Genomic DNA, 25,940 nt, shown 5'->3' with positions numbered 1-25,940 from the left:
TATTCACTAACCGATGGCAATCCAGGAAACAATACCGTAGTTATGCGCGGTTTCATTCCACTTGGTTACTACGATTACTGCCCCATCCGGTGTTTGCGATTTCAGTGTCGCATGAAAGAGAGGATGGTTCGTCATCGCTACCAGCGTATAGTCCGGGTTCATAAAAGGCTCTGAGAATATAATGGTCACTTCCGTCTCTCCTTCGCTGCCCTTCAAAAGAAACGGCGCTCTGCCGAACTGCTGCAATGCGGACTGATTGGCACAGGTACGAACCGGGGTGATGCTCAGATGCTCCGGCTTCACTGCGTTCAGCTCCAGCTCACGCGAGCCTACGGAGCCTTCCACCAGATGATGCCCTTCAATGCTTTGCTCTGCCAAGTGATGGCTTTGTACCGCAGCGGTCTGTAGATGCTCCGATCCTACAGCTTCCGGGCTCAGCACCTCGCTGTCGACGGCCTGAGCTTTCAGATGGCTTCGAGATACACTATCTGCCTGGAGTCTGTCGCCACTGATACCTTCCTCCGGCAAAAGCCCCGAGAGGTGAATATCTGTGGATAGCTGAGCCAGCGTCACCGCCCCTGGCTTCAGGTGATACGTATCAATGACTTCCTCGCCAATGTGTCGGCCTTCAATGGACTCCTCGGCCACATGCCAGGACTGTACCGCTCCATTCACGATCTTGCTGGACGTAACCGCTCCCTCCTGCATTGCGTCTTCCGACACCACCTGCCAGCCTATATGCTGCGGCTGGATGGCACCTGCTTGCAGATGCTCCGACTGGACGGAATCCAAGGCGATATGCCTTGATTGCACCGCGCCTTCAGCCAGCGCCGATTCCTGTACCGACCCATCAGCCAGATGTTGGTGGTGTACCGCTTGCTCCATCAGATGTACGGAGCTTACGCTGGCTTCCGCCAGATTCGAAGCACGCACTGCCCGAAGCGCAAGCTTCTCAGCGTTCACGCTCCCTGCCTGGAGCGCGTGAACGGATACACTTCCCGGCGCAATATGCCGGGTCATCACCGCTGAAGCCTGCAAATGGTCAGAGGTGACGGCTTCCGGGGCCAAATGGCTCGATTGAATCGCTTCTTCTGCCAAATGGTTTCCTTGCACCGCTTCGTCCGTAATGTGCCACGGCTGTACCGAGTGGGCGGACAGCTTGGCGGCCGTCACACTTTCCTCCGCCAGTTTGTCGGACGTAACAGACTCACTTTGCAAAGCATCAGTTGATATCGCCTGTGATGCGATATGCTCGCCTTGAATGGTTCCGATGTGCAGATGGTGCGGCTGGATGGACTCCGGTGCGATATGCACGGACTTCACAGCTCCCTCTGCCAGCGCTCTGTCCTGTACCGCTCCAGCTACCAGATGCTGGGGATGTACGGCCTGCGCAGCCAAATGTGCAGGACCGACGCTGCCTTCTGCGAGATTCATTCCTTGTACCGAGCGCGCCGCCAGCTTTTCCGAGGTGACGCTTTCCGCTTGAAGCGCACGACCGGATACGCTATCCGGGGCCAGATGTCTCGTAAGCACCGCTGAAGCCTGCAAATGGTCAGAGGTGACGGCTTCCGGGGCCAAATGGCTCGATTGGATCGCTTCTTCTGCCAAATGGTTTCCTTGCACCGCTTCGTCCGTAATATGCCACGGCTGCACCGAGTGGGCGGACAGCTTGGCGGCCGTCACGCTCTCATCTGCCAGTTTGTCGGACGTAACAGACTCATTCTGCAAGACATCGGTCGATATCGCCTGTGATGCGATATGCTCGCCCTGAATGGTTCCGATGTGCAGATGGTGCGGCTGGATAGACTCCGGTGCGATATGCACGGACTTCACAGCTCCCTCTGCCAGCGCTCTGTCCTGTACCGCTCCAGCTACCAGATGCTGGGGATGTACGGCCTGCGCAGCCAAATGTGCAGGACCGACGCTACCTTCCGCGAGGTTCATTCCTTGTACCGAGCGCGCCGCCAGCTTTTCCGAGGTGACGCTTTCCGCTTGAAGCGCACGGCCGGATACGCTATCCGGGGCCAGATGTCTCGTAAGCACCGCCGAAGCCTGCAAATGGGCAGAGGTGACGGCTTCCGGGGCTAAATGGCTCGATTGGATCGCTTCTTCTGCCAAATGCTTTCCTTGCACCGCTTCGTCCGTAATATGCCACGGCTGCACCGAGTGGGTGGACAGCTTGGCGGCCGTCACGCTCTCATCTGCCAGTTTGTCGGACGTAACAGACTCATTCTGCAAGGCATCGGTCGATATCGCCTGTGATGCGATATGCTCGCCCTGAATGGTTCCGATGTGCAGATGGTGCGGCTGGATGGACTCCGGTGCGATATGCACAGACTTCACAGCTCCCTCTGCCAGCGCTCTGTCCTGTACCGCTCCCGCTGCCAGATGCCGGGGGTGTACGGCCTGCGCAGACAAATGTGAAGGGCCGACGCTGCCTTCCGCGAGATTCGTCGCTTGCACCGAGTGTGCTGCCAGCTTTTCCGAGGTGATGCTTTCCGCTTGGAGCGCACGACCGGACACACTATCCTGGGCCAGATGTCTCGTAAGCACCGAGGAAGCCTGTAAATGAACCGAGGTGACCGCTCCGGCTGCCAGATGTGTCGAATCCACAGCCGCCACAGCCAGGTGGCTGCTTTGTACGGCTTCATCTGTAATGTGCCCAGACTGCACTGCATGGGCAGACAGCTTGGTGGAGGTTACACTTTCCTCCGCCAGTTTGTCGGACGTAACAGACTCACTTTGCAAAGCATCGGTCGATATCGCCTGTGATGCGATATGCTCTCCCTGAATGGTTCCGATGTGCAGATGATGCGGCTGGATGGACTCCGGTGCGATATGCACGGACTTCACAGCTCCCTCTGCCAGCGCTCTGTCCTGTACCGCTCCAACTGCCAGATGCCGGGGGTGCACGGCCTGCGCAGACAGATGCGGAGGACCGACGCTGCCTTCTGCGAGGTTCATTCCTTGTACCGAGCGCGCCGCCAGCTTTTCCGAGGTGACGCTTTCCGCTTGGAGCGCACGACCGGATACGCTATCCGGGGCCAGATGTCTCGTAAGCACCGTGGAGGCTTGTAGATGTACCGATGTGACCGCTCCGGCTGCCAGATGCGCCGAATCGACAGCTGCCACAGCCAGATGGTTACTTTGTACCGCCTCGTTTGAAATGTGCCCGGATTGCACTGCATGGGCAGACAGCTTGGTAGAAGTTACGCTTTCCTCCGCCAATTTGGCAGAGGTGACCACTTCATCCTGTAAGGTCGAGGTCGCCACGGCCTGGAATGCGATATGCTCTCCCTGAATGACCCCGTTTTGCAAATGCTCCGATTGGATGGATTCCGGTGCAAGATGCTCGGACTTCACCGCGTTCTGAGCCAGTGCAGTTTCCTGTACCGCTCCGGCCGCCAAATGCTGGGTGTGTACCGCTTGCGCAGCCAAATGTGCAGGACCGATGCTGCTTTCCGCCAGGTTGGACGCTTGCACGGCCCGAGCCGCCAGCTTCTCCGAGGTGACGCTTTCCGCCTGAAGTATATGACCGGATACGCTATCCGGGGCGAGATGCTTGGTCAGGACCGATGCAGATTGCAAATGGTTGGAGGTGACGGATTCAGGAGCGAGATGATTCGCTTCCACCGCTTCAACAGCCAGATGATTGCTCTGTACAGCTTTATCCGTGATATGCCACGGCTGCACGGAACGTGCGGACAGCTTGGAGGAAGTTACGCTGCCCTCTGCCAATTTAGGAGCTGTAATCGCCAGATCATTAATTTTATCCGTAGCTACGCTCTCTGGAGACAGTTTCAGCGAAGTTACCGCATGATCCTGCAAATGATGGGAGTACACTGCTCCACTCGCCAGATGTCCTGTTTGAACAGCGCCTTCACCCAATATGTCTGCGGTAACAGACTGCCCTTGCAAGGCCGAGGTTCCCACACTTCCGTTCCCGATATGCTCACTCAGCACAGAACCCACGGCCAAATGCGCCGAACGAACGGACTCAGCCTGTAATGCCTTACCACCCACACTTTTGTCCGCCAGATGGTTTTCACGAATAGCCCCGGAGGCAATGTGTACATCTGCAATTTCTTGAGGCGCAATTTTATTTCTGGTTACCGCCCCTGCGGCAATTTTGCTTTCCGTAATCGCTTCGTCAGCAATTTTGTCAGGCTTAATAGCGTTCGAAGCAATGTGATTTTCCTTGACCGCCTGATTCGCCACATGATGATCCAGAACTGCGCCCTTCCCTAATTTCTCGCTCGTGACAGCCCCGGACTGTAAATGACGCTCCGTAACTGCACCCGTTACAATATGATTTTCCCGAATAATTTCGGACTGAAGATGTAATGAAGAGACCGCCTCTGGAGCAAGCTGAGGGCCTTGTATAGCCGCTGTAGCAATATGTCTGGTAAGTACCGCCTCATCGGCGATTTTGTGCGGTAAAATGCTTTGATCCGATATTTTGGATGAAGTCACGGATTGATCGACAATTTGCAGCGAGCCTACAGATTGATCCGCCAACTTGTTGGACTGGATACTCCGGTCTGCCAAATGACGAGCTGTCACTTGACCCGTTCCAAGCTGCTCTTCCCCAATGGAGCCGGGACTCAGATGCTTTCTTTCAATCGCTCCAGCCTGAATATGCGCACTGGTGACGGCCTCATACTCCAGATGACGCCCACTGACAACTCCTTCTTCCAGTTGTTCCTTGCCCACAATTCCGTCGGAAAGCTGTTTGCGGTTAATCGAACTGGGTGCCAGATGCCGGGCAGTGATGGCATGCTCCGTTAAATGTGCACTTTCAATGCTGCCAGCCTGAATTTTAGAGCCATCCACAGCCCCATCCCGCAGTTTGGACGTGGTCACAGACTGATCTCCAAGCTTGGAGCTGTCGACGGCCTCATTGGCCAAATTGTTAGATTGGATTGTGCCGCTGCGAATTTTATCAGAGGTGATCGCCTGATCCTGAAGCATTTCTGAAGACACAATCCATTGCTTAAAGTGTCGGCTTTCAATCGAGCCATTCGCGATATGATCGCTGCTGATAATCTTATCGGCCAGCTTTTCCGGGGTGATGCTGCCATCACGAAGCTTCTCACCGCCAATGGAACGATCCTGCAACTTGCTGCCTGCCACCGATGCGTCCGACAGATGCTCCACCGTAATGGAATCCGGGGCAATTTTCGAAGAAGTTACTGCACCATCAGCTATTTTAATGGTATGAACAGCATAATCCGCCAGATTTTCCGTTTGGACGCTCTCTTGCTTCAGCTTGCTGGAATCTATGGAGGCGGGAGCGATCTTCTCACCGGTTACAGCCAGGTCACTTAAATCGTCTGTATAGATGAAAGCATTATTTACATGTGGCGCCTTTTTATTGTTCAAAATTTCTTCGACGTCAATCGCCTCAGGCAATGGCTCAGACGGGGGCTCAGACAGAGACTCAGACAGAGACTCAGACAGAGGCTCAGGCTCTTCGGGCACATCCATCAATACTTGAGTTTCCTCTGCTGCACCTGCATCCTTATTCTCCGTCCCGTCCCCGATTGGGGCTTCAGGCTCGGCAATGGTCTGTAGCTCCGCCTCCTCTACCATTGGGGGAGGCGGAGAAGCAACCTGATGAAGTCTTGCTTCTGTCTCCCTCTCCGCAGGCTGTGGCTTCAAGCGCTGTATCATACTTAATTCATTCATATCCGGGTCAATTACACGATAGAGCGGCTTTTTGCTTCTGGTGGTCTTTCGGCTCTTGTTCTTCAAGCAGCTCTCTCCCTTCTCATATTTATCGTTACGGCATCATATGCAGGCTCTTAGGCACTTGCCACCCTGTATACGGGATTCACTTTTGTCCAGGAAAGGCTCTATAAAATCCACGTTTGAAAAAAAATTGTTAAAAGTTAAAATAGTAAGGGTGAAGATTGCTACAAGAAGAGAGGAATTACAATAATATGATTATCAAACCAAGAACACGCGGCTTTATCTGTACCACTGCTCATCCGGTGGGGTGTGCCCAACATATTCAGGAACAAATTAACTATGTGCAAGCCCATCCTGCTATCGAGGGACCTCGCAATGTGCTTGTGATCGGGGCATCTGCCGGATATGGCCTGGCTTCCCGCATTACGGCTGCATTCGGAGCGCGGGCCAATACAATCGGCGTATATCGTCCCAGTAATGCTACAGCTACACGGACAGCATCGGCAGGCTGGTACAATTCCGCTGCATTCGAAAAGGCTGCTCAGGAAGCAGGGCTTAAATCCTTTAGCGTGACAGGGGATGCCTTCTCGGATGAAATCAAAGCCAAAACGGTGGAAGTCATTCGCGAAGAGTTGGGGCAAGTCGATTTGGTGGTTTACAGTGTCGCTTCCGGTCGCCGCACCAATCCCCGTACAGGTGAAACGTTTAATTCCGTGCTCAAACCCATTGACAAGCCGTACACAAATAAAACAGTCAACTTCCACACTGGCGAAGTGAGCAGCGTTACACTGGAACCTGCAACAGAAGAAGAAGTGCAGGCGACTGTAGAGGTTATGGGCGGCGAAGACTGGCAGTTGTGGATCGAAGCCTTGCGTGAGGGCGGTGTGCTGGCTGATTCTGCGACGACCTTTTCCTTTTCGTATATCGGTTCAGATATTACCCAAGCCGTCTATAGAGAAGGCACGATCGGAAGTGCAAAAGATCATCTGGAAGCCACAGCACAACAGCTGAACGATCAGTTGAGAGCCTCAGGCGGACGCGCCTTCGTCGCAGTCACCAAAGGACTGGTCACTCAATCCAGCTCTGCTATACCAGTCGTACCTCTGTATATTTCCGCTTTGTACAAGGTAATGAAGGAAAAAGGATTACATGAAGGCTGCGTGGAGCAGAGCTACCGTCTGTTTTCCGAGCGTCTCTATGCTGCGGAAACTCCTGTGGATGAGGAAGGACGTATTCGCATTGATGATTGGGAGCTACGTGAAGACGTGCAGGCTGAAGTAGCGAAAATATGGGACGAGCTGACGACAGACAACATCTACGAGCTGTCTGATCTTGAAGGATATCGCCGCGAATTTTTTAAACTGTTTGGCTTTGAATTTGAGGGTGTGGATTACGAGGCCGACATTGACCCGATCGTGGATATCCCTGCCGTTCGCTAAGTCATTTTAATACCGTTATTGTTATTATGTTCGGACAGCAAAAAAGCTGTTCTCCGTCAGAGGGGTATCCCGCTCTGCATGGAGGACAGCTTTTGTTTGAAGCCAACATTGCAATTTTAAGATTCATTTGATATTGTACAAGTAGGCATAGCAAAATCCCTCTTTCCAATAAGAGGGTAATCACAGTTAGACAAGTCCTACCTTGCCTGACCGTATTTATTTGCTTAGCCTATTACATCCAACTCATAAGGAGATGAACAACATGGCAAAAGACGTTATGTGTGAAGTGAACTCATGTACACACTGGGCTCAAGAAAATAAATGTAGCGCAAGCTCCATTTATATCGTAAGCAACAGACCTACAGACACTCACAAGTCCGAAGAAACGGACTGCAAAACCTTTGAAGCAAAATAAGGTTGGTTATTTCTGTAAAGCATTGGTTTACCCTAAAGGAGCCCCTAGCCGGGTTCCTTTTCTTTTTATATTTTAGCAAGAATGATAATTATTATCAAGTCCTTTTTTAACAACTGGGAATAAAATAATAACACGGAAGACAAAAAAAAGAAGCGTCGCTCTGAACAATTCGCTTCTTGTGCTTGATTCTTTGTATTTGTTCCTGCTTGGTTGGCTTCATTCGCACATGCTGCGATATCTCGCCATAATGACCATTTGTTTTGCGGCTCTGTGCAGAGCAGTAGTTTCCAGCGCGCTTCGCCTTGCTTAGCGCTTTTTGTGTTTGAGTACGTGCCATATGACTTTCACTCTCCTTGATTGGACTCCATTCATCATAGCATCTGAAATCCCAATCGTGAAGGGTACAAGTGTATGAGCTCACTGATTTCATTAAATGTCGGAAAACGGATTGTCGCCACTTGAGGCTGCTAAAACAAAAACAACGATTAAGAAAATGATGATCAGCGCATAAATCAGTGTCCCGATAATGCTGCATACCAATCCGGCAATAGCCATACCCCTGCCTTGTTCGCCATGACGGTTAATTTCCTTCAGGGAAAGACTGGACAAAATGATACCGATGATGCCGATAATGAACCCCAGATAGGGAATGACGACAGCTAGAATACCGAGCACCATCGAAGCAACAGCTTTACTGTTTGTAGGCGGAAGCTGTGGGGGCGGATTAAATGGGGCGTTATAACCATTCGTCTCCTGAAAAGGATCGGACGATTGGGGGTCTTTGTATAAATTACTCATTTGTCTGATTCAACTCCAATATGTAAAATAACAATATATACGTTCTAGGGTACCACAATCTTACAAATCAGGACAGTACTTATTTTAAAAAATGATGTTTATCTTTTAAAGCCGTATGCAACTATTCATTAAAATCCACAATACGTTTTATCGCAATACGCCTTTACTTTATTCAGCATTTTGCATCATTCGATTCCCAACGCTTAAAAGTACATATATTGCTGATTTGAAATCTCTCTTGGGATTTATGCAAAATGCTCTATTATAAAAAAATAGCAAGGATGCGCTAACATCCTCACTCTTTGGCAGCAGCCGCTTTGAAGAGCGGTCAGCAGTAGGTTCAATCGGGGAAATAGATCGTTTACCTTTCGACGGGGCGATCTATTTCTTTTTGTTTTGGTTCAATGCAATAACAAGTGTGACGATTAATCCGATTAACGTAACTAGCAACGTACCGAACATCATCATCAATGTCAGAGCATCCTTAACCTCCACAGGCCTCACCTCCTTCTCAGGAGACTAGCCGACCGCCCACTAAGCCATTCTGTTGTTGAAATCAAAAGCCCGATGCTATACCTCTCTCTTCATCCTCTGCACGTTCAATGGCTTGAATTAGAGTCATCAAAGGTGTCTCACGCTTATACTGAATTGCCTTTGCATATGTACCTCCAGCTGCTTCCCATTCCCAAAACGTAATGATATCCAATAGCTCAAGGAAATATATAGATAGGGCGTTCACAGGATTTTCAATATACAGTTTCATAAAAAGTTCGTCTGAAAGCTGATCGTGTTCAAGATATTCATCCTTCATCATATGCAAGACAAGGACCATGCTTTTTCCATTCACATCTACAATCCGGTTACAGAATGTATTACGCCGTTCTACTGTATTTAATATAATTTGCATTTCATTACGAATACGCCAAGCATCGGGAGAAATATTGAGCATGTTAATGAGATCATTAGCAGTGAGATCAGGGTTATATGGGGATGGCTCAATAATACGTGTCCAGGTGTTATCGTTTCCGTTTTCAAATACTTGAATTGCGTCTGACACATGTATGCCGATCGTCTGCCATTTACGATTGAGGGCATCGGTAATATGATAATAGTGCAGTTCTGCTTCTTCGTCGCCTTCTTCTTGCTCCCAGACCATTCCCATCCGAACAATGTTTTTAATGGTTTGCTCATTGGCTTTGATTTTATTAGTCATAAAAGTATCATCCTCTCTTTTTCGAGTTTCATAAAATGGTATTTTTTTATAACTTCTGAGGTTATGTATTTATAATAAATCACAAGTTATACATTGTCAATGTATTTTATAACTACAATAGTTATAAAATACATAAATTATTGTCGGCAATAGAGTTATCAATTATAATGAGAGCAAGAAGTGAACGGGGGAATGGTTGATGTTCGAATTCAGGCTAGCCCAAGCCCTAGAGCAGGTAGATTTGAATATGAATAAACTGGCAGTATTAGCAGATGTACGCCCAAACACCATAAATGATTTGGTCAATGGAAAAGCAAAGCGTATTGAATTAGAGACATTAGACAAGATACTATACGCATTAAATCAGGCTTCTATAATGAAAAATGCAGGTAAATACTTTCTTGTTCAGGACATATTACAATTCACTACAGAAAATAAGGAATTTGCAACACTTCAAGAAGAACCATTAATGTCGGACGATGTTTTTTTGAAAATAAGAGATATATTCATGAATGACTCTGTTGGTACGAATATCAGTGGATTTGAAAATCCAAGCATACTAGAATTTCTTCTTGTGTATGAAGATCATTTTAAAGCAGGAATTTATAGTCTTCCAAATGACAATGAATACGAAAGTCGTATTAGCACTGCTTTTCTAAATATCGAACCTATATTAAAAACATATGGTTTGATCGAGTACTCAAAGGTGAAGGGATCAGAGACATATGTATATCGCCCGAGTGAAAAAGGAAAATACTTTCTAAAACTCTTAAAGCAAAATAATATTAATACGAAAGAAAGAAGACCTTAGCAATTTTGGTCTTCTTTTTATTTTTAACATACCTTTAACTTTACAAAGATGCTAATTCTGAAAAACCGTAGCTAAAGTGCCCTTCCTCAGTCAACACAGAAGTTATATTTAAAGATGAGTCAAATGCCAGAGAGGTGGAGAAAAATCAACCAAAAATGTACATAGAAAACGGAGTAGGCGGAATGATGCTGTACAAGCGAAGCGGTGGCGATGGGAGCACCATCCGTCTGCGGAGTGGCACGATAGGTAACTTTTAACTTCAGTTTGTATTATAGAGACTCACCTCACGTACATAAGCACTTTTCGAGGTGATCGGGCATATAGTATTTTACCTATTACTTGATAAAATGCGCTCCCTGAGAGCATCCTGCCAAGGAGGTCGGAGCTATGGTATATCGTGCAACATCCCGCAGAAGGTGTTCGCCTCACAAACGCTTAAATGCTGACATGCTCAGGAAAATATCCGCCGCCATGCTGCCATTTTACAAGGCCATTGCCACCCGTCGTTCTTTCGCCGTCCAATGGTCACGTGCTGTAGTGCATGGCAATTTGGATCGGATGAAGGCCCTCCTCTGCTCGGTAGCACCATTTGCTGCCAAGCAAGGACTGGGCACGAACGGCATCGGCTATTTTATCTCCTTTTTGGCCCATCCACCAATGCTGTATTATACGAACGGAACGACGATTCCACCCGGTACAGTGCAGTTTACATTTGAGCCGAGGGTTCACCGCGCCATCGCCAAAGCCGTTTTTCCGCTGTATCTCGAATTGGCACGCAATCGATGCTTTGCTTCTGCTTTAGCCAAAGCCATCAACCAGAAAGACCAGCGTGCGGTTACTCTGATGATCCGCAGCTTGATTCCATCCACTGCACTGAAATCCGTACAAATCGAGGATCATGGCTTTGCGTTGCTTTTTAAGTATCCTTACAGTAAATATCCATACCGAAATCTGCTCATTCAGGAGTTTTCTTAAAAAGGTCGCTACAATCGTTACAGACATTTTTGCTTGAGTTGATCGATCAGCTCTTTACCCAATTGTATAGCCATTTCCGTCAACATTCGGATTTCGTCCTTCGTTACATGGTCCATATGCGCCCCGCAGCAAATTGCAAAGTTACCCGCAAACTCTTTTCGCAAACGAACGGCAATTTCTTCGGTAATATAAAATTCCTTGTGGGCTTGCAATTGAACGGTTTGAATTGGCTCCAGTCTGGCGCCTGCTGTAATCGTTCCCAGATGGGGCTGATCGCCGCCGGAAATAAGTACGACTATGTCCTCTCCCATAAAATAGGCATCCAGCACAAGGCGGATACGCCCGCTTTCTTTTTCCAAATGAATCATATGATTCTCTCCTGTCTAAAAAATAGTATTGTGAATAGATTCACTTTATATGTTTCTATTCATTCTATCTCTTCCAGACCTATTCCACAATTCAAAAATGACCCACAGCAGACCTCCGTAAATGGTGGCTTGCTGTGGGTCTTCTGTTGTTATTTTAAAAGAAACATTCCATGCACCTTATTAACGAATCGTGATGGTATGCGCAGCTTTTCCGCTTGCGCCACTATTATCTGTCACCGTCAACTCCACGGTATACGTTCCGGCTGTGGTAAATTTATGCTTTACCTTGGAACCGGACGCTGTATCGCCATCGCCGAAGTTCCAGCTATAGCTGACGATTTCACCGTCTACATCACGTGAAGCTTTTCCGTTAAACTGAACGTTCTTGTTCTTCTTGGCTGAATCATTCGCCTGAATGATCGCAACTGGTTTCTCGTTAGAGGTCGGTGGATTCGGATCAGGGTCCTGTCCTCCACCCTTCGTTACATACAATCTTCCCGGTGCTTCCGTCTCCACTTCATTTCCTGCTGCATCCCTTACCCGGATCACGATGACTCCGCCTTCCAGGCTCAGAGAAGAGGAAGTGAAGTAAGTCCCTTCATAATGACCTGACGAAGTTTCGTTTAACGGAATTTCGTTTCGGGCCAAGGTGGTCAGATTGAAAGGCAATTCCACACGGAAGGATGCCTCCAATGCGGACGCACTGTCGAAGGATACCCGCACCGGCTGCCCTGGAGTGATACGCACATCCTCAGCAGGACTGATATTTTCCAGCTTCGGCAGAGCTGAATCGACATACACTGAACGGGTAACCGTCGTTACGTTCTCGGCAAGATCCTTGGCCGTTACCGTAATTTGATTTTCCCCTTCATTGATAAGCAGACGCTTGTTAAAGCTGCCGTCACTTCCAAATTCGGCTGGCTCACCATTAATCGTTAAGTCGGTGAGGAACTCGTCGTAAACCGTACCGGTTACACTGACGACACCCGCATTTGTACGAGCTCCTTCATCCGGCGAAGTCAAGATCAGACCCGGTTTAGTCTGGTCAAGTATGACGACCACAGGTTCGGAACGATCTGTTACTTTGCCGTATACCGCTGCCTGAACACTCAGTGGATTGGCACCCGGTTGAAGATCGACCGCCAGACTGAACTGACGATCCTTCACCTTGGTTGTGCCAGCCAGTTCATTACCGTTAAAGAGCTGGATGTCCGCCCCGTCTGCCGGGGAAGTACCTGTAACTGTGATTGTCTCTTCCTTCGTATACGTTGCCTTGGTCGGTGTTGTAATCGTTGGCGCATTAACCGGATATCTGACGATCGCCCGGATCATGTAATTGCCCTCATCCTCCGGTGATTGGCTCCATGCGCCGCTTACACCTTGCCAGCTACGAAGCGCATTGGGTCCACTCTCGTCTGTAGCAAGACCCGGAGCTTGCGTGCCTGCGCTTGGCTGCGTATAGACGATATAGAAGTCGCCTTGAACCGTTACGGGTTCAGGGAATTGTACGGTCGTCCACTGTGTTTCATCCCGAACGGCTGTACCGTCAAATGGACCAGCCAGCAGACGTCCCGGTGCGCCTGCTGCACCAGAGGCATCATAGACGGAGTATTTGAACGCCGTTCCTCCCGGATTCGGGAAGGCTGAATTCCAGAACAGAAGCGACGCTCCTGTCACTTGAGCCACCTCTGATTCAGGTGTCATTCTGACTGCCCAGGAGTTGCCTGCCGCGTTAAAGGCTCTGGCATTTTCTCCGGTACCGTCATCGTAAGCGATGCCCCCCTGGAAGCCGATAAATGGCTTCAATGTGACATTCGCTTCCACACTGCCGTTCGGAGGTGCTGTGACCGTGACACTGTCGCTGTAATAATTTTCTGCTGCAATGGATAATGTATAGGTCCCTTCCAGCACATCCAGCGTAAATTCTCCAGCCTCATTGGTTTCTACCGGAGCAATGCGTGCATCCTCCAGCACAAGCACTTTCGCTTTTCGGATCGGTTCACCGGATTGCTTATCGGTAATGACTCCGTGAATCGTACCATGAGGTACCGCCTGGAGACTAAAGTTCGCTCTGATTACTTTATTATTCTCAATCGTGACCTGCTTCGTTTGAGGCTCATAGCCATAGGCTTCAGCCTTCAGCGTATAATCGCCAGCTACGTGAATGAAGCTGTATTTACCTGTGGTCGGATCGGTTTTCACCGAACGTCCAGTTTCCAGTACGGTAACTGTGGCGCTTGCAGGAAGACTTTCGAGACCGACACGTCCACTGTCCACCGTTGTTTCCTTCGGCTTCACTTTTTCCTGGAATTCACTCTTTTCGGTGCTTGTAATTTTGTACAGCGGGAATTGTTCTTCCGCTTTTTCCAGTTTGATATTCGACTCAGGTACTACATCCTTGGTCACTGTCGAAGCTGGAATGCCCAGCACACGGAAATCGTCAATGTACCAACCGTTTTTGTTCACACTGTTATCCGATTTCAAGCGGAAGCGAATTTGAATCTCATTGCCGGTATAGCTATCCAGATTGTAGTAAACTGGAGTCCATTTTTTCCCATTGGTGTTATGAGAGAATTTGCCCAGCTCGGTCCAGGTGTCGCCATTATTTTTGGACACTTCCACATAACCGAAGTCATAGCCGGACTCAATTTCAAACCAGTGGTTGAAGGTAAGTGTTGCGTTCCGCACACCATTCAAATTCATTTTTGGAGAAACCAGCGAAAAGTCAGCTCCGCTCTCATAGTTACTATCGAGATCGGTTGCCCATACGTTTGGTCTGGATACTGCACTTTCTGGTCCCACTTCTTTGGGGATGCCACGTTCCCATTCATCCTTGGTACCAGAATGAGTCCAGCCGTTATCCAAGTTGCCGTCAAATGAATCGCTATACAGCGTATCCGGCACTTCTACTCTCAGTGAAGCCTCATTCGACTTAGCTCCCTCGTTACCACTGTAATCCTCGGCCGCCACTGCATAATGATAGGTCGAGCCGCTGACCGTGATCGTATCGGTGAAGCTCAGTCCAGAGGTTGTACCCAACGAAGTGTAATTTTTGCCCGATTGGGTGGAGCGATACACTTTGTACTGCTTCACGTCTTCATCGGATGAAGCATTCCAGGCCAGCGAGACGTTGCCGACTGTATCCGCTTCGGCAGTCAGATTACTTGGCGCGGCAGGTGCAACGGTATCCGGCTCCTGAATCGACAGATCGTCGATATACCAGCCATCTTTTACAACCGTATTATCACTTGTAAAGTTGAACAGAAGGTATACCTTCTGACCTGCAAATGCTCGCAGATCGAGATATTGTGTTTTCCAGCCGTTGCTGGTGCCTGTAAATGATAATACCTGCTCAAATGCATTCTGATTGTTGGTGGTGGCTACATACACCTTGCCGAAATCAGAATTGTTTTCAAGATCGTACCAATGCTTGAAGCTAACCAGTGCCCCTTTCGGGCTTTCGGTCAGATCAATTGGAGGAGCCATAAAATAACTGTTGGAATTGGTCTGGTATTGGCCTTCGAGATTGGTCGCGAGGACCTTCGTTCCCGAGTGTGCACTACCAGGGCCGCTTACCGGGGTTCCCCATTTCCAGACACTACCCTGTCCACCGACATTGATACCGGCAATATCCTTTTCAAAATCCTGTGTGTAGCCAGGTTTGACGCCTTTGGAGACATTAACCTTGTACACTTCGGTTTCAAAACCGTTATTGCCGTAATCATTCACGCGAATATAGTATTCCAGACCGGTGCTATCCACCAAGAAAGTCGGAATGGACGCTTGATATGTACCATCTTTGCTGTCGCCGGAGGTCCGTTCCAACGGAATATATACATAGTTTGACGTACCCGCTGTTCTGGCAAATGCCTCAACCGCTGCCACGCCGACATCATCTGTCACATGAGCGGTGAGATGTACATCCACACCTTCGAATACCGCAGCAGGCGGTGTATGCTCCAGAACAGGTGCTTCCAAATCGTCTCCACCTGTTACGACTTTACCGGATACGGAGCCCAAGCCCTGAACGACAGAGCCGACTGCATCCAGCGCATTAATGACACCATGTCCGTAGCCATTGTTCGGAGAAGTCGGATATGTGCTATCCGTGCGTGGTGTAGCTGTATTTTCCAGAATTTCTTCCAGTTGATCCACGGTAAGCGAATGATTCGCTTGCAGCAACAGAGCCGCAAGTCCCGCTACATGAGGGCCCGCCATGGAAGTTCCGTTATATCCGCCTTTATAGGCACCTCCAGCAACGGATGATCGAATATTTACCCCCGGTGCGGAAACTTCGGGCTTCACCTCGCCGTATGGCGACGGTCCCAGCAGTGAAAAGCTGGCCAGCTTGTCATTGAGATCGGTTGCTCCAGTGGCAAAGGATTCCGGATAGTTAGCTGGATTCGCTACCGATCCAGGACCGCCCGGATTGGAAAGGGAAGTATTACCTGCGGAGAATTCAGGGAATATCTGTGCATCCCGCCATGCTTGAACCACAGGTCGGAACCATTCATCGAGGCCGGGTCCGCCGCCCCACGAATTGTTCACCACGTCCGGTGCAAGCTCGGGATGAAGATTGCCTTGGGCATCCCTTGGCGCAAGCAGCCATTGACCGCCGTCGAGTATAATCGCATCCGTCGTTTCCGGATTAAAAATCCGAACGGCAATCCACTTCGCGCCAGGCGCAACGCCGACCCGGTTCGTTCCATTTTCCTCGGAGCCGACCATCGTTCCCATCGTATGCGTACCGTGGGAATCCGCTTCCTGATCGACCGGCAACGTCGCATGACTATGCGGATCGTACCAGCTCAGCTCGGGATTCACGACATTGCCTGCCGCGTCCAGACCGCGCCATTTGCGATGCAGGGCCGGATGAGTATAGTCTACGCCTGTATCGAGATTGGCCACGACGATTCCGGTTCCGTCGATTCCTTGTTCCCATACTTGGGGTGCATTAATATGGGATATATTCCATTCCACGGTAGATGGGTCTACAGCGTTCTTACCTGCATTGCCTGGCTTCGCCGATGTTTTACTATCGTCCTTTTCCAGCCCTACCGCCTTCTCTGCCGTTGCAGATTTTGCCGTGTCTGCTGTCGCTGTTTCAGCAGTTTTGGCGGCTGTTCCCTCTGCCTGCTTGTCAACTGTCACCTTTTGCAGATAACGTGTTTCGTTCGGCAAAATTTTGTCTACCTCTGGCAGCTGTGAAATATGGTCCAGCACCTCCTTGGTGCTTGTGACTGCCAGGGCATTGACAATAAAGTAGCTTTTATATTCCTTCACTCCGCCGCTCTCTGATTGTTTATCCAAATAATTTTCAAGCCCGTATTGGGTTCTTGAAGCGGTTTCGCGCAGAGAGCTGATCACGTTGCTGCGGACAGCCATTTTGGCGGCAGAGGGTGTTATTTTCTCAAGCGAGGCCTTTTGGAGGGCATTTTTGGAAACCTTGTTCGTGTCTACCTGTTCTTTTAATTTGACCAGATAGGTTACATAGTTGTTCTCCTCAAACTGTTTGGTCAGTTTAGGGGATACCTTCGCGGTCGTTACCTTGTGCGCAGTTGATTTCAACTCCAGCTTGGAGCCATCCGGTGTGTTATTCGCCAAAGCGGGTTGAACAAAAGAAAAGGCCATAAGCAAAGATAGTCCGATAGATAGTGGTTTCTTAAATCGTTTAGGTTTAATCAATTACTTCTCCACTCCTTTTACTAGGTTTAATATTTCTGGTATAACCTGTACGAGAGTAAGACCTCATGCCTTCTTGCCTTCACATCAAATCTACGGGCTGCACAACATGATATGGTTGGCAACCACCTCCTTCATAGAATATAGAGGTCATCATTTTGCATCATTCGATCCCCAACGCTCGAAAGTACAATTTGAAAAACGATTTGGATTTTCTTAGGTGAGTTTATTTCATAGGTGAATGTATTTCATAGGTGAATGTATTTCATAGATGAGTTTGTGAATCAAAGATAGCGTGCGATGAAATTCAGCAGATACCAAGGAGAACAAGCAGGAGAATGTCGAAGAGAGAACATGCTGTAACACGACATGTTATATCGTTACATTTTATATTAAAAATTGATATAAAAACATATATTATGGATAGTATAAAGTTATCAAAACAGATATACAAGTGATTTTTTTGCAATTTCCTTGAAATTTATAATTTTTGTATTTTCTATGTACGAAAACCCCTTTATAGCGGCTGCGTAAATGTTGCATTACACGGTTAGCAGGTGTATGCAAATCTCTGGACGAGCCGCTTCAAGGGATTTCCGAGGTCTTTCTAAAACACGATCAGACCATTCTAGTTAAGTACCGAATTGATCGCAGCCAACGCGTCGATCAGGCCATATCCATAGCCGTTATTCGGTGAAGTTTTATATTGGCTGTCTGTCAGCGGCGTCGCTGTTTTCGAAATAACATCCTCCAGTTGATCCACTGTCAAGGATGGCTTGGCCTGGAGCAGCAATGCCGCTAATCCGGCCGTATGCGGGCCTGCCATGGATGTACCGTTCCAGCCACCCTCATAAACTCCGCCAGGAACAGAGGAACGGATGTTTACGCCAGGGGCCGATATCTCAGGCTTCACTTCTCCATATGGCGAAGGACCGCGCAGCGAGAAGCTGGCCAGCTTGTTGTTAACATCAGTCGCTCCTGTGGCATAGGCTTCCGGCAGGTTCGCCGGATTAGCTACCGATCCAGGTCCGCCCGGATTTGACAGTGTCGTGTTGCCTGCGGAGAACTCAGGGAAAATCTGAGCCGCTCTCCACGCCTTGGTGACTGGACGATACCATTCATCCAGACCAGGTCCGCCACCCCAAGAGTTATTCACCACATCCGGTGCAAGCTCAGGATGCTTCTTACCATTTTTGTCTACTGGAGCCAGCAACCACTGGCCTCCGTCCAGCAGGATGGAATCTGTCGTTGACGGGTTGAATACCCGTACGGCAATCCATTTGGCACCGGGAGCAACACCGATTTCATTCGTACCGTTACTGTCCGAGCCAACACTCGTCCCCATCGTATGTGTACCATGTCCATTTGAATCTGTTGGCAGTGATGCTCCGTTAACCGCATCATACCAGCTCAGCTCTGGATTCACGACTTGACCGGAAGCATTCAAGCCGCGCCATTTTCTTTTCAGCGCCGGGTGAGTGTACTCTACGCCTGTATCGAGATTGGCAACGACAACCCCTTTGCCGTCAATGCCTTTGGCCCAAACCTGTGGTGCTTTAATTTTGGAAATATTCCATTCGGCTCGGCTCGGCGTTACAGCATCCTTATATACGGATTCCTCCACGGATTTTTGTGCATTCTCTTCCGTTACAGCCGTGTCTACAGCCGCTTGATCGGCAACCGCCTGTTCAGTTGCCGGTTCCCCGACTTCTGGCTGGGCATCCTTATCTATTTCAACCTTTTGCAGCTCGCGCGTTTCATCCGGTAAAATTTTGTCTACCTCAGGAAGCGTGGCCAGATTGTCCAGTACCTCCTTGGTACTCGTTACCGCAAGTGCGTTCACAATAAAGTAGCTCTTATACTTTTTGACGCCTCCGTTATTGACTTCCTTCTTTAAGTATTCTTCCACAGGCTGTTGAGATTTTTCAGCAGTATCAATGAGAGAGTTCACAACCGTTGTACGCACAGAAAGCTTAGCGGCAGCGGGGGATATCTGGTCTGCGGAAGCCTTTTGGAAAGCATGCTTGGCAACCGACTCTGTATCTACCTGATCTTTTAATTTAACCAGATAGGTGACGTACTCGCTGTCACTGAATTGCTGGTTCAGCTTGGCTGAAACCTTGGCGGAAATGGTCGAAGCTCCTGCCGCGGTGGTTGTGCTCGCATCTCCGTACACCGGAGAAATCAGAGAAAAAGCAAGAAAAGCAGTAAAACTAGCCGATAGCGTCCTTTTGATATTTTTCGACTTAATCAATACTTTCCATCTCCCTTTACTTGGTTTTGTAGTTCTCAAGAACAACCTGCCGACATCCGCGTGAAAAGCTCACAAAATAGCCTTTGGTCCTCACCTCCTTCAAAAAATATAGATTCTAGCATGGAATCCATAGGTCATGATTCTGTGGTGAACAACCAAGAGGGCAGGACCGAAAGAAACAGTAATCCTTTGGGCAAAGGTGACCGCTGATGCTCGTACAGCACCATTCTGCCAACTTCGTTCCCATGTAAATTTTTAAAATTCAGCTTATATCGCTTTGGAAAAAGTGAGAGAAAAACGTGAAGAAAAAGTAGGGTAGGAAGCTAGAAGTTATCGAGGGGTTTAATATCTGTGCATTAAAAACCAAATTAAAACAAAAGAATGATACAAATGGTATCTTTTGAATCTAGTATAATGTCATAAAAACAGATATACAAGCATTTTTTTGAATTTTTTCCCTTTTTCTTAGAAAAGCAAAAAACCTCTTCCGTTTTTACGAGCAGGTGCTAATCTTGAGGGTGCACTGCTAATCGTAAAAATAAAAGAGATTTTTCGGCATTCGTTCTGCACTCCAATAGAAGAGTTCAGAGAGGGCTATCTGCCGCTGTTTACAGGTATGGGAGCCGGAACAGCTCCATCCGAAATGGATGGTTTTGATAGTGCTTTCGATCTGCCGCATAGAGCAGCACATTCCCGAAAAGCCATTTGGCTGCACCCACGACATGTATCCCGATCCACCAGTGTTATGGCTGCCGTGAGGGCTTCTCCTGTATGCTCGAAAAAATGATTATGTCCGATCATGTCGTAACATCCGGTTTTGTGAAGTAATGCCAGAGGCTGCGGCTGAAGGCCGGAAACAAGCACCGTTCCACCGGATTTCCGATATTTCTGAATCAATGTGGTAAAGTTAGATTCTCCTGTCATATCCATAAAGGGAACCTTACCCATACGCAGCAGCAAAATCCCTTGCTGGCGGTTAGCCTGACCTCCCATCTCCGAATTTTCCAATGCCGAAGCGGCACCAAAAAATAGAGGGCCTTCCACACTATAAATCGCCACCTGCGGGCAATCATGCTGATCTGTAACCATATGCGCGCCGACTTTTTCATGCTTGACAGAAGGATCGGGTAACACCTTATCCACTGAAAGTGTACTGCTCATACGCTTGACGAACAGCACGACCGCCAGAATCAGACCTACTTCAACAGCCGTGGTCAGCGTCGTAAATACCGTCAGCAAAAAGGTGACAACCAGTACGATAGAGTCGGCTGTCCGTGTCTTGAGGATGTGTGCAAAATGTTTGCGCTCGCTCATATTCCAGGCGACCACCATCAACACCGGAGCCATACTCGCCAGCGGAATATTGGATGCATACGGAGCAAAAACCACCAGAATAAGCAGCACAACCAAGCCGTGTACAATACCCGACATGGGAGACACGGCACCACTGCGGATATTTGTGGCTGTGCGCGCAATCGCCCCCGTCGCAGGAATGCCGCCAAATAGCGGTGTGAGCAAGTTGGCAATACCCTGTCCAACCAGCTCACGATTGCTGTTATGCCGGGCTCCCGTCATGCCGTCCGCAACCACCGCCGAAAGCAGTGATTCGATAGCTCCCAGCATTGCGATAACAAGTGCGGGCGGCAGCAGCTTCACAATTAGGTCCCAGGTCACGCCTGGAACATGCAGCTCAGGCAGAGATGCCGGAATTGCGCCGTATGCGGAGCCGATCGTTGCCACCTGACCCGGAAAAAGCCAGGCTGCCACCAGCGTGGATAAGAGCAGGCCCACGAGTGAACCGGGTACCTTGGGCCATTTTTTAGGCACCAGAATGAGGGCGGCAAGACAGATACACGCCGTCAGAATACTGTACACATTCAGTGAAGGCAGGCGATGGACCAGCTCTGCCATAGAAGGCAGAAACGTTTCATGCCGCTCTACTCCGCGCAAGCCGAGAAAGTTAGCAATCTGACCGCTGAAAATCGTCACGGCAATGCCCGCCGTAAAGCCAATCGTTACTGGCTTGGGGATAAACTTAATTAACGCGCCTAGCCTCAGCACGCCCATTAAGATGAGCATAATCCCCGCCATAAAACCGGCTATGAGCAAATTCTCATAACCGTACTGCATGACAATAGCCAGCAAAATCGGAATAAAAGCGCCCGTAGGTCCGCCAATCTGAAATTTGGACCCTCCTAACAGTGAAACCAAAACTCCTGCCACAATGGTCGTATACAGCCCGTATTCCGGCTTTACTCCTGATGCAATGGCAAACGCCATACCCAGCGGAATGGCCACAATTGCCACGATACTTCCGGAAATCAGGTCCTTTCGCAAAGCTCCTGCGTTATATCCCTCAAACCTTCCCATCCACTTCATCCTCTGTAGCCCTTCTTTTCTGTAGTAGCATTACTTCTCGTTCCGTATACCCTCCAGCAACGAGATCGCTTCGACCAGATGATTGTCAAAAATTTGCCGCGCCACCGCAAGCAGTTCCGTCAAGAGCGGGTCCCGCAACGAGTAAACGACCGTCGTGCCTTCCTTGATGCTGCTCACCAAATTTTTGGCTCGCAACACGGCCAATTGCTGCGATACAGCAGAGCCTTCGGAACCGAGCGCAGTCTGTAGCTCATTTACGTTCCGCTCCCCTTCACTCAACACCTCCAGAATGCGGATGCGCAGAGGGTGAGCCAATGCTTTGAAAAAGTCGGCCTTAAACTTCTGGAGATCTCCTTCCATGCTTGCTCCGTCCCCCTCACAAAAATTGTCCTGTAAACCATCAACAATCTCTGAATATTTGAATATTTAGACAGTAACAGATTCGGGCCATTGGAACTATGATATAGCTCACACTTCACTATGATTAAAGTCACATCTTTCCATTCTCCCTCTTTTCAGGGTTGACAGCTTCCACAGGTTTCCATTAACATTGCAATTAACTTTAAGAAAAGGGGGCCGACAGACATGACTGAGCTTTACATGATGGTGACAGACAGGCAGTATGACAAAACCACATATTTGAATTCTCGTCTCATCGGCCCCGTTCGGGCGACATGATGGGTGACATCGCGCTGTCTGACGGCGTGATTAACCAGGCTTTTTTCTGTATTTAATGCTATTGGAAGAACAGGTTATTTTACGTATTAATGATGTATAGATCATGACGTGTAATGACACTTTCGGTGCAGGAAGCCGTGGACGACAAGTCTGCGGCTTTTTTTATTTTCTTTTTTAAAGCTTAATTTGTATGTATTTTTAGAATTCAGGATTTTGCAAAATCCTTATTTACATGAAGAAGGGAACTATCCAACGATATGAATATACAACACACAACAGACTCGTTCTTAGAAAAGGGACCTTACAGCCATCTTATGAAGCTTCCGGCTGGCGATTTGACCGTATATGCTTCTCAGCAGCTTTTCTCCTCGCTGGATTACAAGGTGTTCGAGATGGCTAATAACAATTTACAAATTCCCGGTATCCGCTATATGGGCTATACTCCGGATGTGCATGTAGGCGTCGGAACCTGCATCGGCACGACAGCGGTATGGGGAATGGAGGACGGCTATGTATCTCCCTCCATCGTCGGCAGCGATATCGGCTGCGGCATGCGCGTACACCTGACAAATTTGCACAAGGATGCCTTGAAGGAAACCAAGCTGCGCCGCAAGCTGGTCAAGACCATTGATAAATATTTGCCGATGGAAGCCCACCAGCGGGGACATTATTCAGATATCCGGCTGGAGCATATTGTACGCAAGGGCCTGCATGGGTTACCCAATAAATATATTCCAGACAGCTACACGCCTAAAAAGTCAACCTCACTCACCCATGTAGAACACAGTAAGTTCTCATTTGATGAGGAGGTACTCAATCTTGTCGAAGATCGCACGTGGCACCGGGCTCACCGACAGCTTGGCACGCTGGGTGGAGGCAATCATTTCGTTGAAATTCAGGCGATTGAGATTGCCGAGCACAACCGTGAAATAGCCGAAGCCTGGGGAATGTTCGACGGTCAGGTTGCCGTCATGGTCCACTCCGGATCACGTGCCTGGGGTGGAGCGGTCAGCCAAACCAGCTCGTCTGCCATTGCCAAAGCAATGGGTCGCCTTGGGCTTGGAACTTCTGATCCAAGGTTGGTATTTGCCCCCCTGGAGCATCCCGAAGCTGCGTATTACATCAATATGATGTACTCGGCGCTGAACTATGCGGTGGTGAACCGACATTTGATCGCATATTCCGTGCGTGAAGCCTTCCGTGATGTCTTTGGTACAAAGTGCGAGTTGCGCACCTTGTACGATCTGATGCACAATTATGGTTGGGAGGAATCTCACCCGGATCACGGTAACGTGTTTGTGCATCGTAAAGGGGCTACCCGCGCTCTTCCAGCCGGACATCCCGACAATCCAAAACCTTACCGGGAAACAGGACATCCGGCCTTGATTCCCGGCTCTATGGGTACGTCCTCCTATATTATGGTCGGTCTGCCGGGCGGGCAGGATAACTTCCACTCCATTTGCCATGGAGCGGGCCGTATCCGTTCACGCTCTGCGACCAAACGGCTCGTAAGTGTGGACGATTTTGCCGGAGCACTTGGTATAGGGACAGACGACGAGATTGTGGTCAATCAGTCATCGCTGGAAAGCATTCTCGACGAATCTCCCCAAGCCTACAAAAATGTAGATGATATTATTGAAAGTGTCACCGGGGCAGGACTCGCAGCCGTTGTAGCCAAATGTAAGCCGCTGGCCGCCCTGAAAGGAGCCAAATAATTTGAGTATAGATACACCGGCTATTTATAAATTTGATGAACGTACGGATGGGCGCATTACCGGCTATGCCGCTTATGCCCGTCTGATCGACGGCATCAGTGAAGCCCTATATAATCGCTATGGCGTAAAATATGAGCTGTATGCCAGCGACGATCCCAATATTGAGTATTGGGACTTGCTGGAGGAGGACATTCGTTCAGGCAGCTCGGATCTGGAGCATGTGGCACGGGTCTTTGATCGCCTGGAGGAACGCACCATCCAATATGACGATGACGGGCCTACTCCAGAATACGGCGTGCACCTGTCGATGCGTAATAATGTATTCGCCTATCCCAAGTGGGGCATCGCGCTGGCGCGGGTTCCCTTTTTCCGTGAAAATGGCGTATATAATGAAGATTACGTATTTGCGACAGGCGATCAGGAACTGCAAGGCTTCCTCGCGGGGGTACGCGGACGTGAACGCAAGCAGAATATGAAGCGGGTCACCGTCTTTACGGACACAAGCCGCGGATTATCCCGGCAGGCGGAGCCCATTACCCGTGCCATTACGCGGGATGACGTTATTTTGAAAGCGGAAATCAAGCGCGATATTTTCCGTTCACTCGATCAGTTTTTTGAAGCGGATCGTACCTTCTATCAGACTTATAATATTCCTTACAAACGCGGTATTCTGCTGTATGGCCATCCGGGCAACGGGAAAACGACGCTTGTTAAATCTATTGCGAGCAGCGTACCGGGTCCGGCCGCCTACTGGCAAATTACGGAGTATACAACCAGTGAATCGGTCAAAGAGGTGTTCGAGGCGGCTACCCGCCTAGCTCCGATGGTGCTGGTCATTGAGGATATTGATTCCATGCCGCAGGAGGTTCGTTCCTTTTTCCTGAATACGCTGGATGGCGCTACTTCCAAGGAGGGTATCTTCCTGATCGGAACGACCAACTATCCCGAAAAAATTGACCCGGGTCTGATGAACCGGGCAGGTCGTTTCGATCGCGCCTATGAAATCAGTTTGCCTGACGAAGCGCTGCGATTAGCGTATCTCAAGCTGCGCAACTTCCTTGTCTTTGCAGGAGAGACAGGTACACAGAAGGCGGCAGCGATGACTGACGGCTTCTCCCTGGCCCAGCTCGGAGAGCTGTATGTCAGCACTGCACTGGAATGGCATGAGAGTGGAAAAACAGATATTGAGTTGATTATTAAAGGTATGCGAGGCGAGCTTGATAAGAGCCGTAAGCAGGACTGGTTAAAAAATGTGGCCGAAGGACGCGTTGGATTCTTCTGATTTATCCTTTCATTTCCTTATCAAGAAATTTATGTTACGTTGATAAACAATAAAGTATCGAAAGGGTGACCTTAAGCCAATGATCTACTAATCCTATTCCACCAAAGAAAAAATCGTAATCTTACGAATTTTCTGGATAGGATTAGTGTAGGCTTTGGGTATTAACGATAAGAGCATTGCTTCTTTGACGGGAGCAGTGTATCTTCTTGTTCGTACGTCTACCTCCTATCCAGAAACCAA

17 protein-coding genes are annotated in these 25,940 nt (G+C 48.9%); 7 read left to right on the top strand and 10 right to left on the bottom strand.

Translation table 11 applies throughout. The features are described 5' to 3' along the window. Positions 1–6 precede the first annotated feature (6 nt). Positions 7–5,754: a WIAG-tail domain gene (locus E0698_RS14845; protein ID WP_192512049.1), complete on the bottom strand. Its 5,748-nt coding sequence runs from the start codon at positions 5,752–5,754 to the stop codon at positions 7–9. A 188-nt stretch (positions 5,755–5,942) separates the two neighbouring features. Here E0698_RS14845 and fabV point away from each other — a divergent pair, with 188 nt between their 5' ends. Beyond that, entirely contained in the window at positions 5,943–7,130 is a 1,188-nt protein-coding gene (gene fabV, locus E0698_RS14840) for an enoyl-ACP reductase FabV (protein WP_192512048.1), read from the top strand. Positions 7,131–7,392: 262 nt separating this feature from the next. Beyond that, on the top strand, positions 7,393–7,545 hold the full coding sequence (locus E0698_RS14835) for a DUF1540 domain-containing protein (RefSeq protein WP_081473770.1): 153 nt from the start codon (positions 7,393–7,395) through the stop codon (positions 7,543–7,545). A gap of 106 nt (positions 7,546–7,651) precedes the next feature. Here the strand turns inward: E0698_RS14835 and E0698_RS26895 are convergent, their stop codons facing one another. The 4 genes from E0698_RS26895 to E0698_RS14825 all read right to left on the bottom strand — a co-directional run bounded on the left by E0698_RS26895 (position 7,652) and on the right by E0698_RS14825 (position 9,556). Further along, the gene (locus tag E0698_RS26895; protein WP_238354002.1) at positions 7,652–7,882 is read right to left on the bottom strand and encodes a hypothetical protein; all 231 of its coding nucleotides are present in this window, start codon (positions 7,880–7,882) and stop codon (positions 7,652–7,654) included. A 92-nt stretch (positions 7,883–7,974) separates the two neighbouring features. After that, on the bottom strand, positions 7,975–8,343 hold the full coding sequence (locus E0698_RS14830; RefSeq protein ID WP_134913219.1) for a DUF4190 domain-containing protein: 369 nt from the start codon (positions 8,341–8,343) through the stop codon (positions 7,975–7,977). A gap of 381 nt (positions 8,344–8,724) precedes the next feature. Beyond that, on the bottom strand, positions 8,725–8,838 hold the full coding sequence (locus E0698_RS26890) for a putative holin-like toxin (protein ID WP_235332289.1): 114 nt from the start codon (positions 8,836–8,838) through the stop codon (positions 8,725–8,727). A gap of 61 nt (positions 8,839–8,899) precedes the next feature. Further along, positions 8,900–9,556 carry a hypothetical protein gene (locus tag E0698_RS14825; RefSeq protein WP_192512047.1) on the bottom strand — a complete coding sequence of 219 codons (657 nt, stop codon included), beginning with the start codon at positions 9,554–9,556 and terminating at the stop codon, positions 8,900–8,902. A gap of 199 nt (positions 9,557–9,755) precedes the next feature. Between E0698_RS14825 and E0698_RS14820 the strand changes: the two genes are divergently transcribed. The 3 genes from E0698_RS14820 (at position 9,756) to E0698_RS14815 (ending at position 11,342) form a co-directional block, all read left to right on the top strand. Further along, positions 9,756–10,367 carry a helix-turn-helix domain-containing protein gene (locus tag E0698_RS14820; RefSeq protein WP_273042371.1) on the top strand — a complete coding sequence of 204 codons (612 nt, stop codon included), beginning with the start codon at positions 9,756–9,758 and terminating at the stop codon, positions 10,365–10,367. 134 nt (positions 10,368–10,501) lie between these two features. Next, entirely contained in the window at positions 10,502–10,624 is a 123-nt protein-coding gene (locus E0698_RS27345; RefSeq protein ID WP_273042386.1) for a hypothetical protein, read from the top strand. 130 nt (positions 10,625–10,754) lie between these two features. Beyond that, on the top strand, positions 10,755–11,342 hold the full coding sequence (locus E0698_RS14815) for a hypothetical protein (RefSeq protein WP_192512045.1): 588 nt from the start codon (positions 10,755–10,757) through the stop codon (positions 11,340–11,342). Between the two features lie 17 nt (positions 11,343–11,359). Here E0698_RS14815 and lpdD read toward each other — a convergent pair whose 3' ends face one another. The 5 genes from lpdD to E0698_RS14790 form a co-directional block, all read right to left on the bottom strand. After that, positions 11,360–11,710: a prenylated flavin chaperone LpdD gene (gene lpdD, locus E0698_RS14810; RefSeq protein WP_192512044.1), complete on the bottom strand. Its 351-nt coding sequence runs from the start codon at positions 11,708–11,710 to the stop codon at positions 11,360–11,362. Between the two features lie 180 nt (positions 11,711–11,890). Continuing rightward, a complete protein-coding gene (locus tag E0698_RS14805; RefSeq protein ID WP_192512043.1) occupies positions 11,891–17,395 on the bottom strand; it encodes a S8 family serine peptidase in 5,505 nt (1,834 codons plus the stop codon). A 625-nt stretch (positions 17,396–18,020) separates the two neighbouring features. Continuing rightward, positions 18,021–19,646, bottom strand: coding sequence for a S8 family serine peptidase (locus E0698_RS14800; protein ID WP_192512042.1), 1,626 nt, complete (start codon positions 19,644–19,646; stop codon positions 18,021–18,023). Between the two features lie 594 nt (positions 19,647–20,240). Continuing rightward, positions 20,241–22,025, bottom strand: coding sequence for a SulP family inorganic anion transporter (locus E0698_RS14795; protein ID WP_192512041.1), 1,785 nt, complete (start codon positions 22,023–22,025; stop codon positions 20,241–20,243). Positions 22,026–22,055: 30 nt separating this feature from the next. Continuing rightward, positions 22,056–22,385, bottom strand: a complete 330-nt coding sequence (locus E0698_RS14790; protein ID WP_014282840.1) for an ArsR/SmtB family transcription factor — start codon at positions 22,383–22,385, stop codon at positions 22,056–22,058. 575 nt (positions 22,386–22,960) lie between these two features. On the opposite strand from E0698_RS14790, the gene E0698_RS14785 reads away from it, so the two are divergent. After that, the gene (locus tag E0698_RS14785) at positions 22,961–24,418 is read left to right on the top strand and encodes an RtcB family protein (protein ID WP_192512040.1); all 1,458 of its coding nucleotides are present in this window, start codon (positions 22,961–22,963) and stop codon (positions 24,416–24,418) included. 1 nt (position 24,419) lies between these two features. After that, positions 24,420–25,700, top strand: coding sequence for an AAA family ATPase (locus tag E0698_RS14780; protein WP_192512039.1), 1,281 nt, complete (start codon positions 24,420–24,422; stop codon positions 25,698–25,700). Positions 25,701–25,940 lie beyond the last annotated feature (240 nt).

This window comes from Paenibacillus sp. 23TSA30-6 (genome assembly GCF_014858585.1).
Classification (GTDB): Bacteria; Bacillota; Bacilli; order Paenibacillales; family Paenibacillaceae; genus Paenibacillus.
Note: the sequence above shows the minus strand (reverse complement) of the source record. Positions and strands in the feature narration are given on the sequence as shown.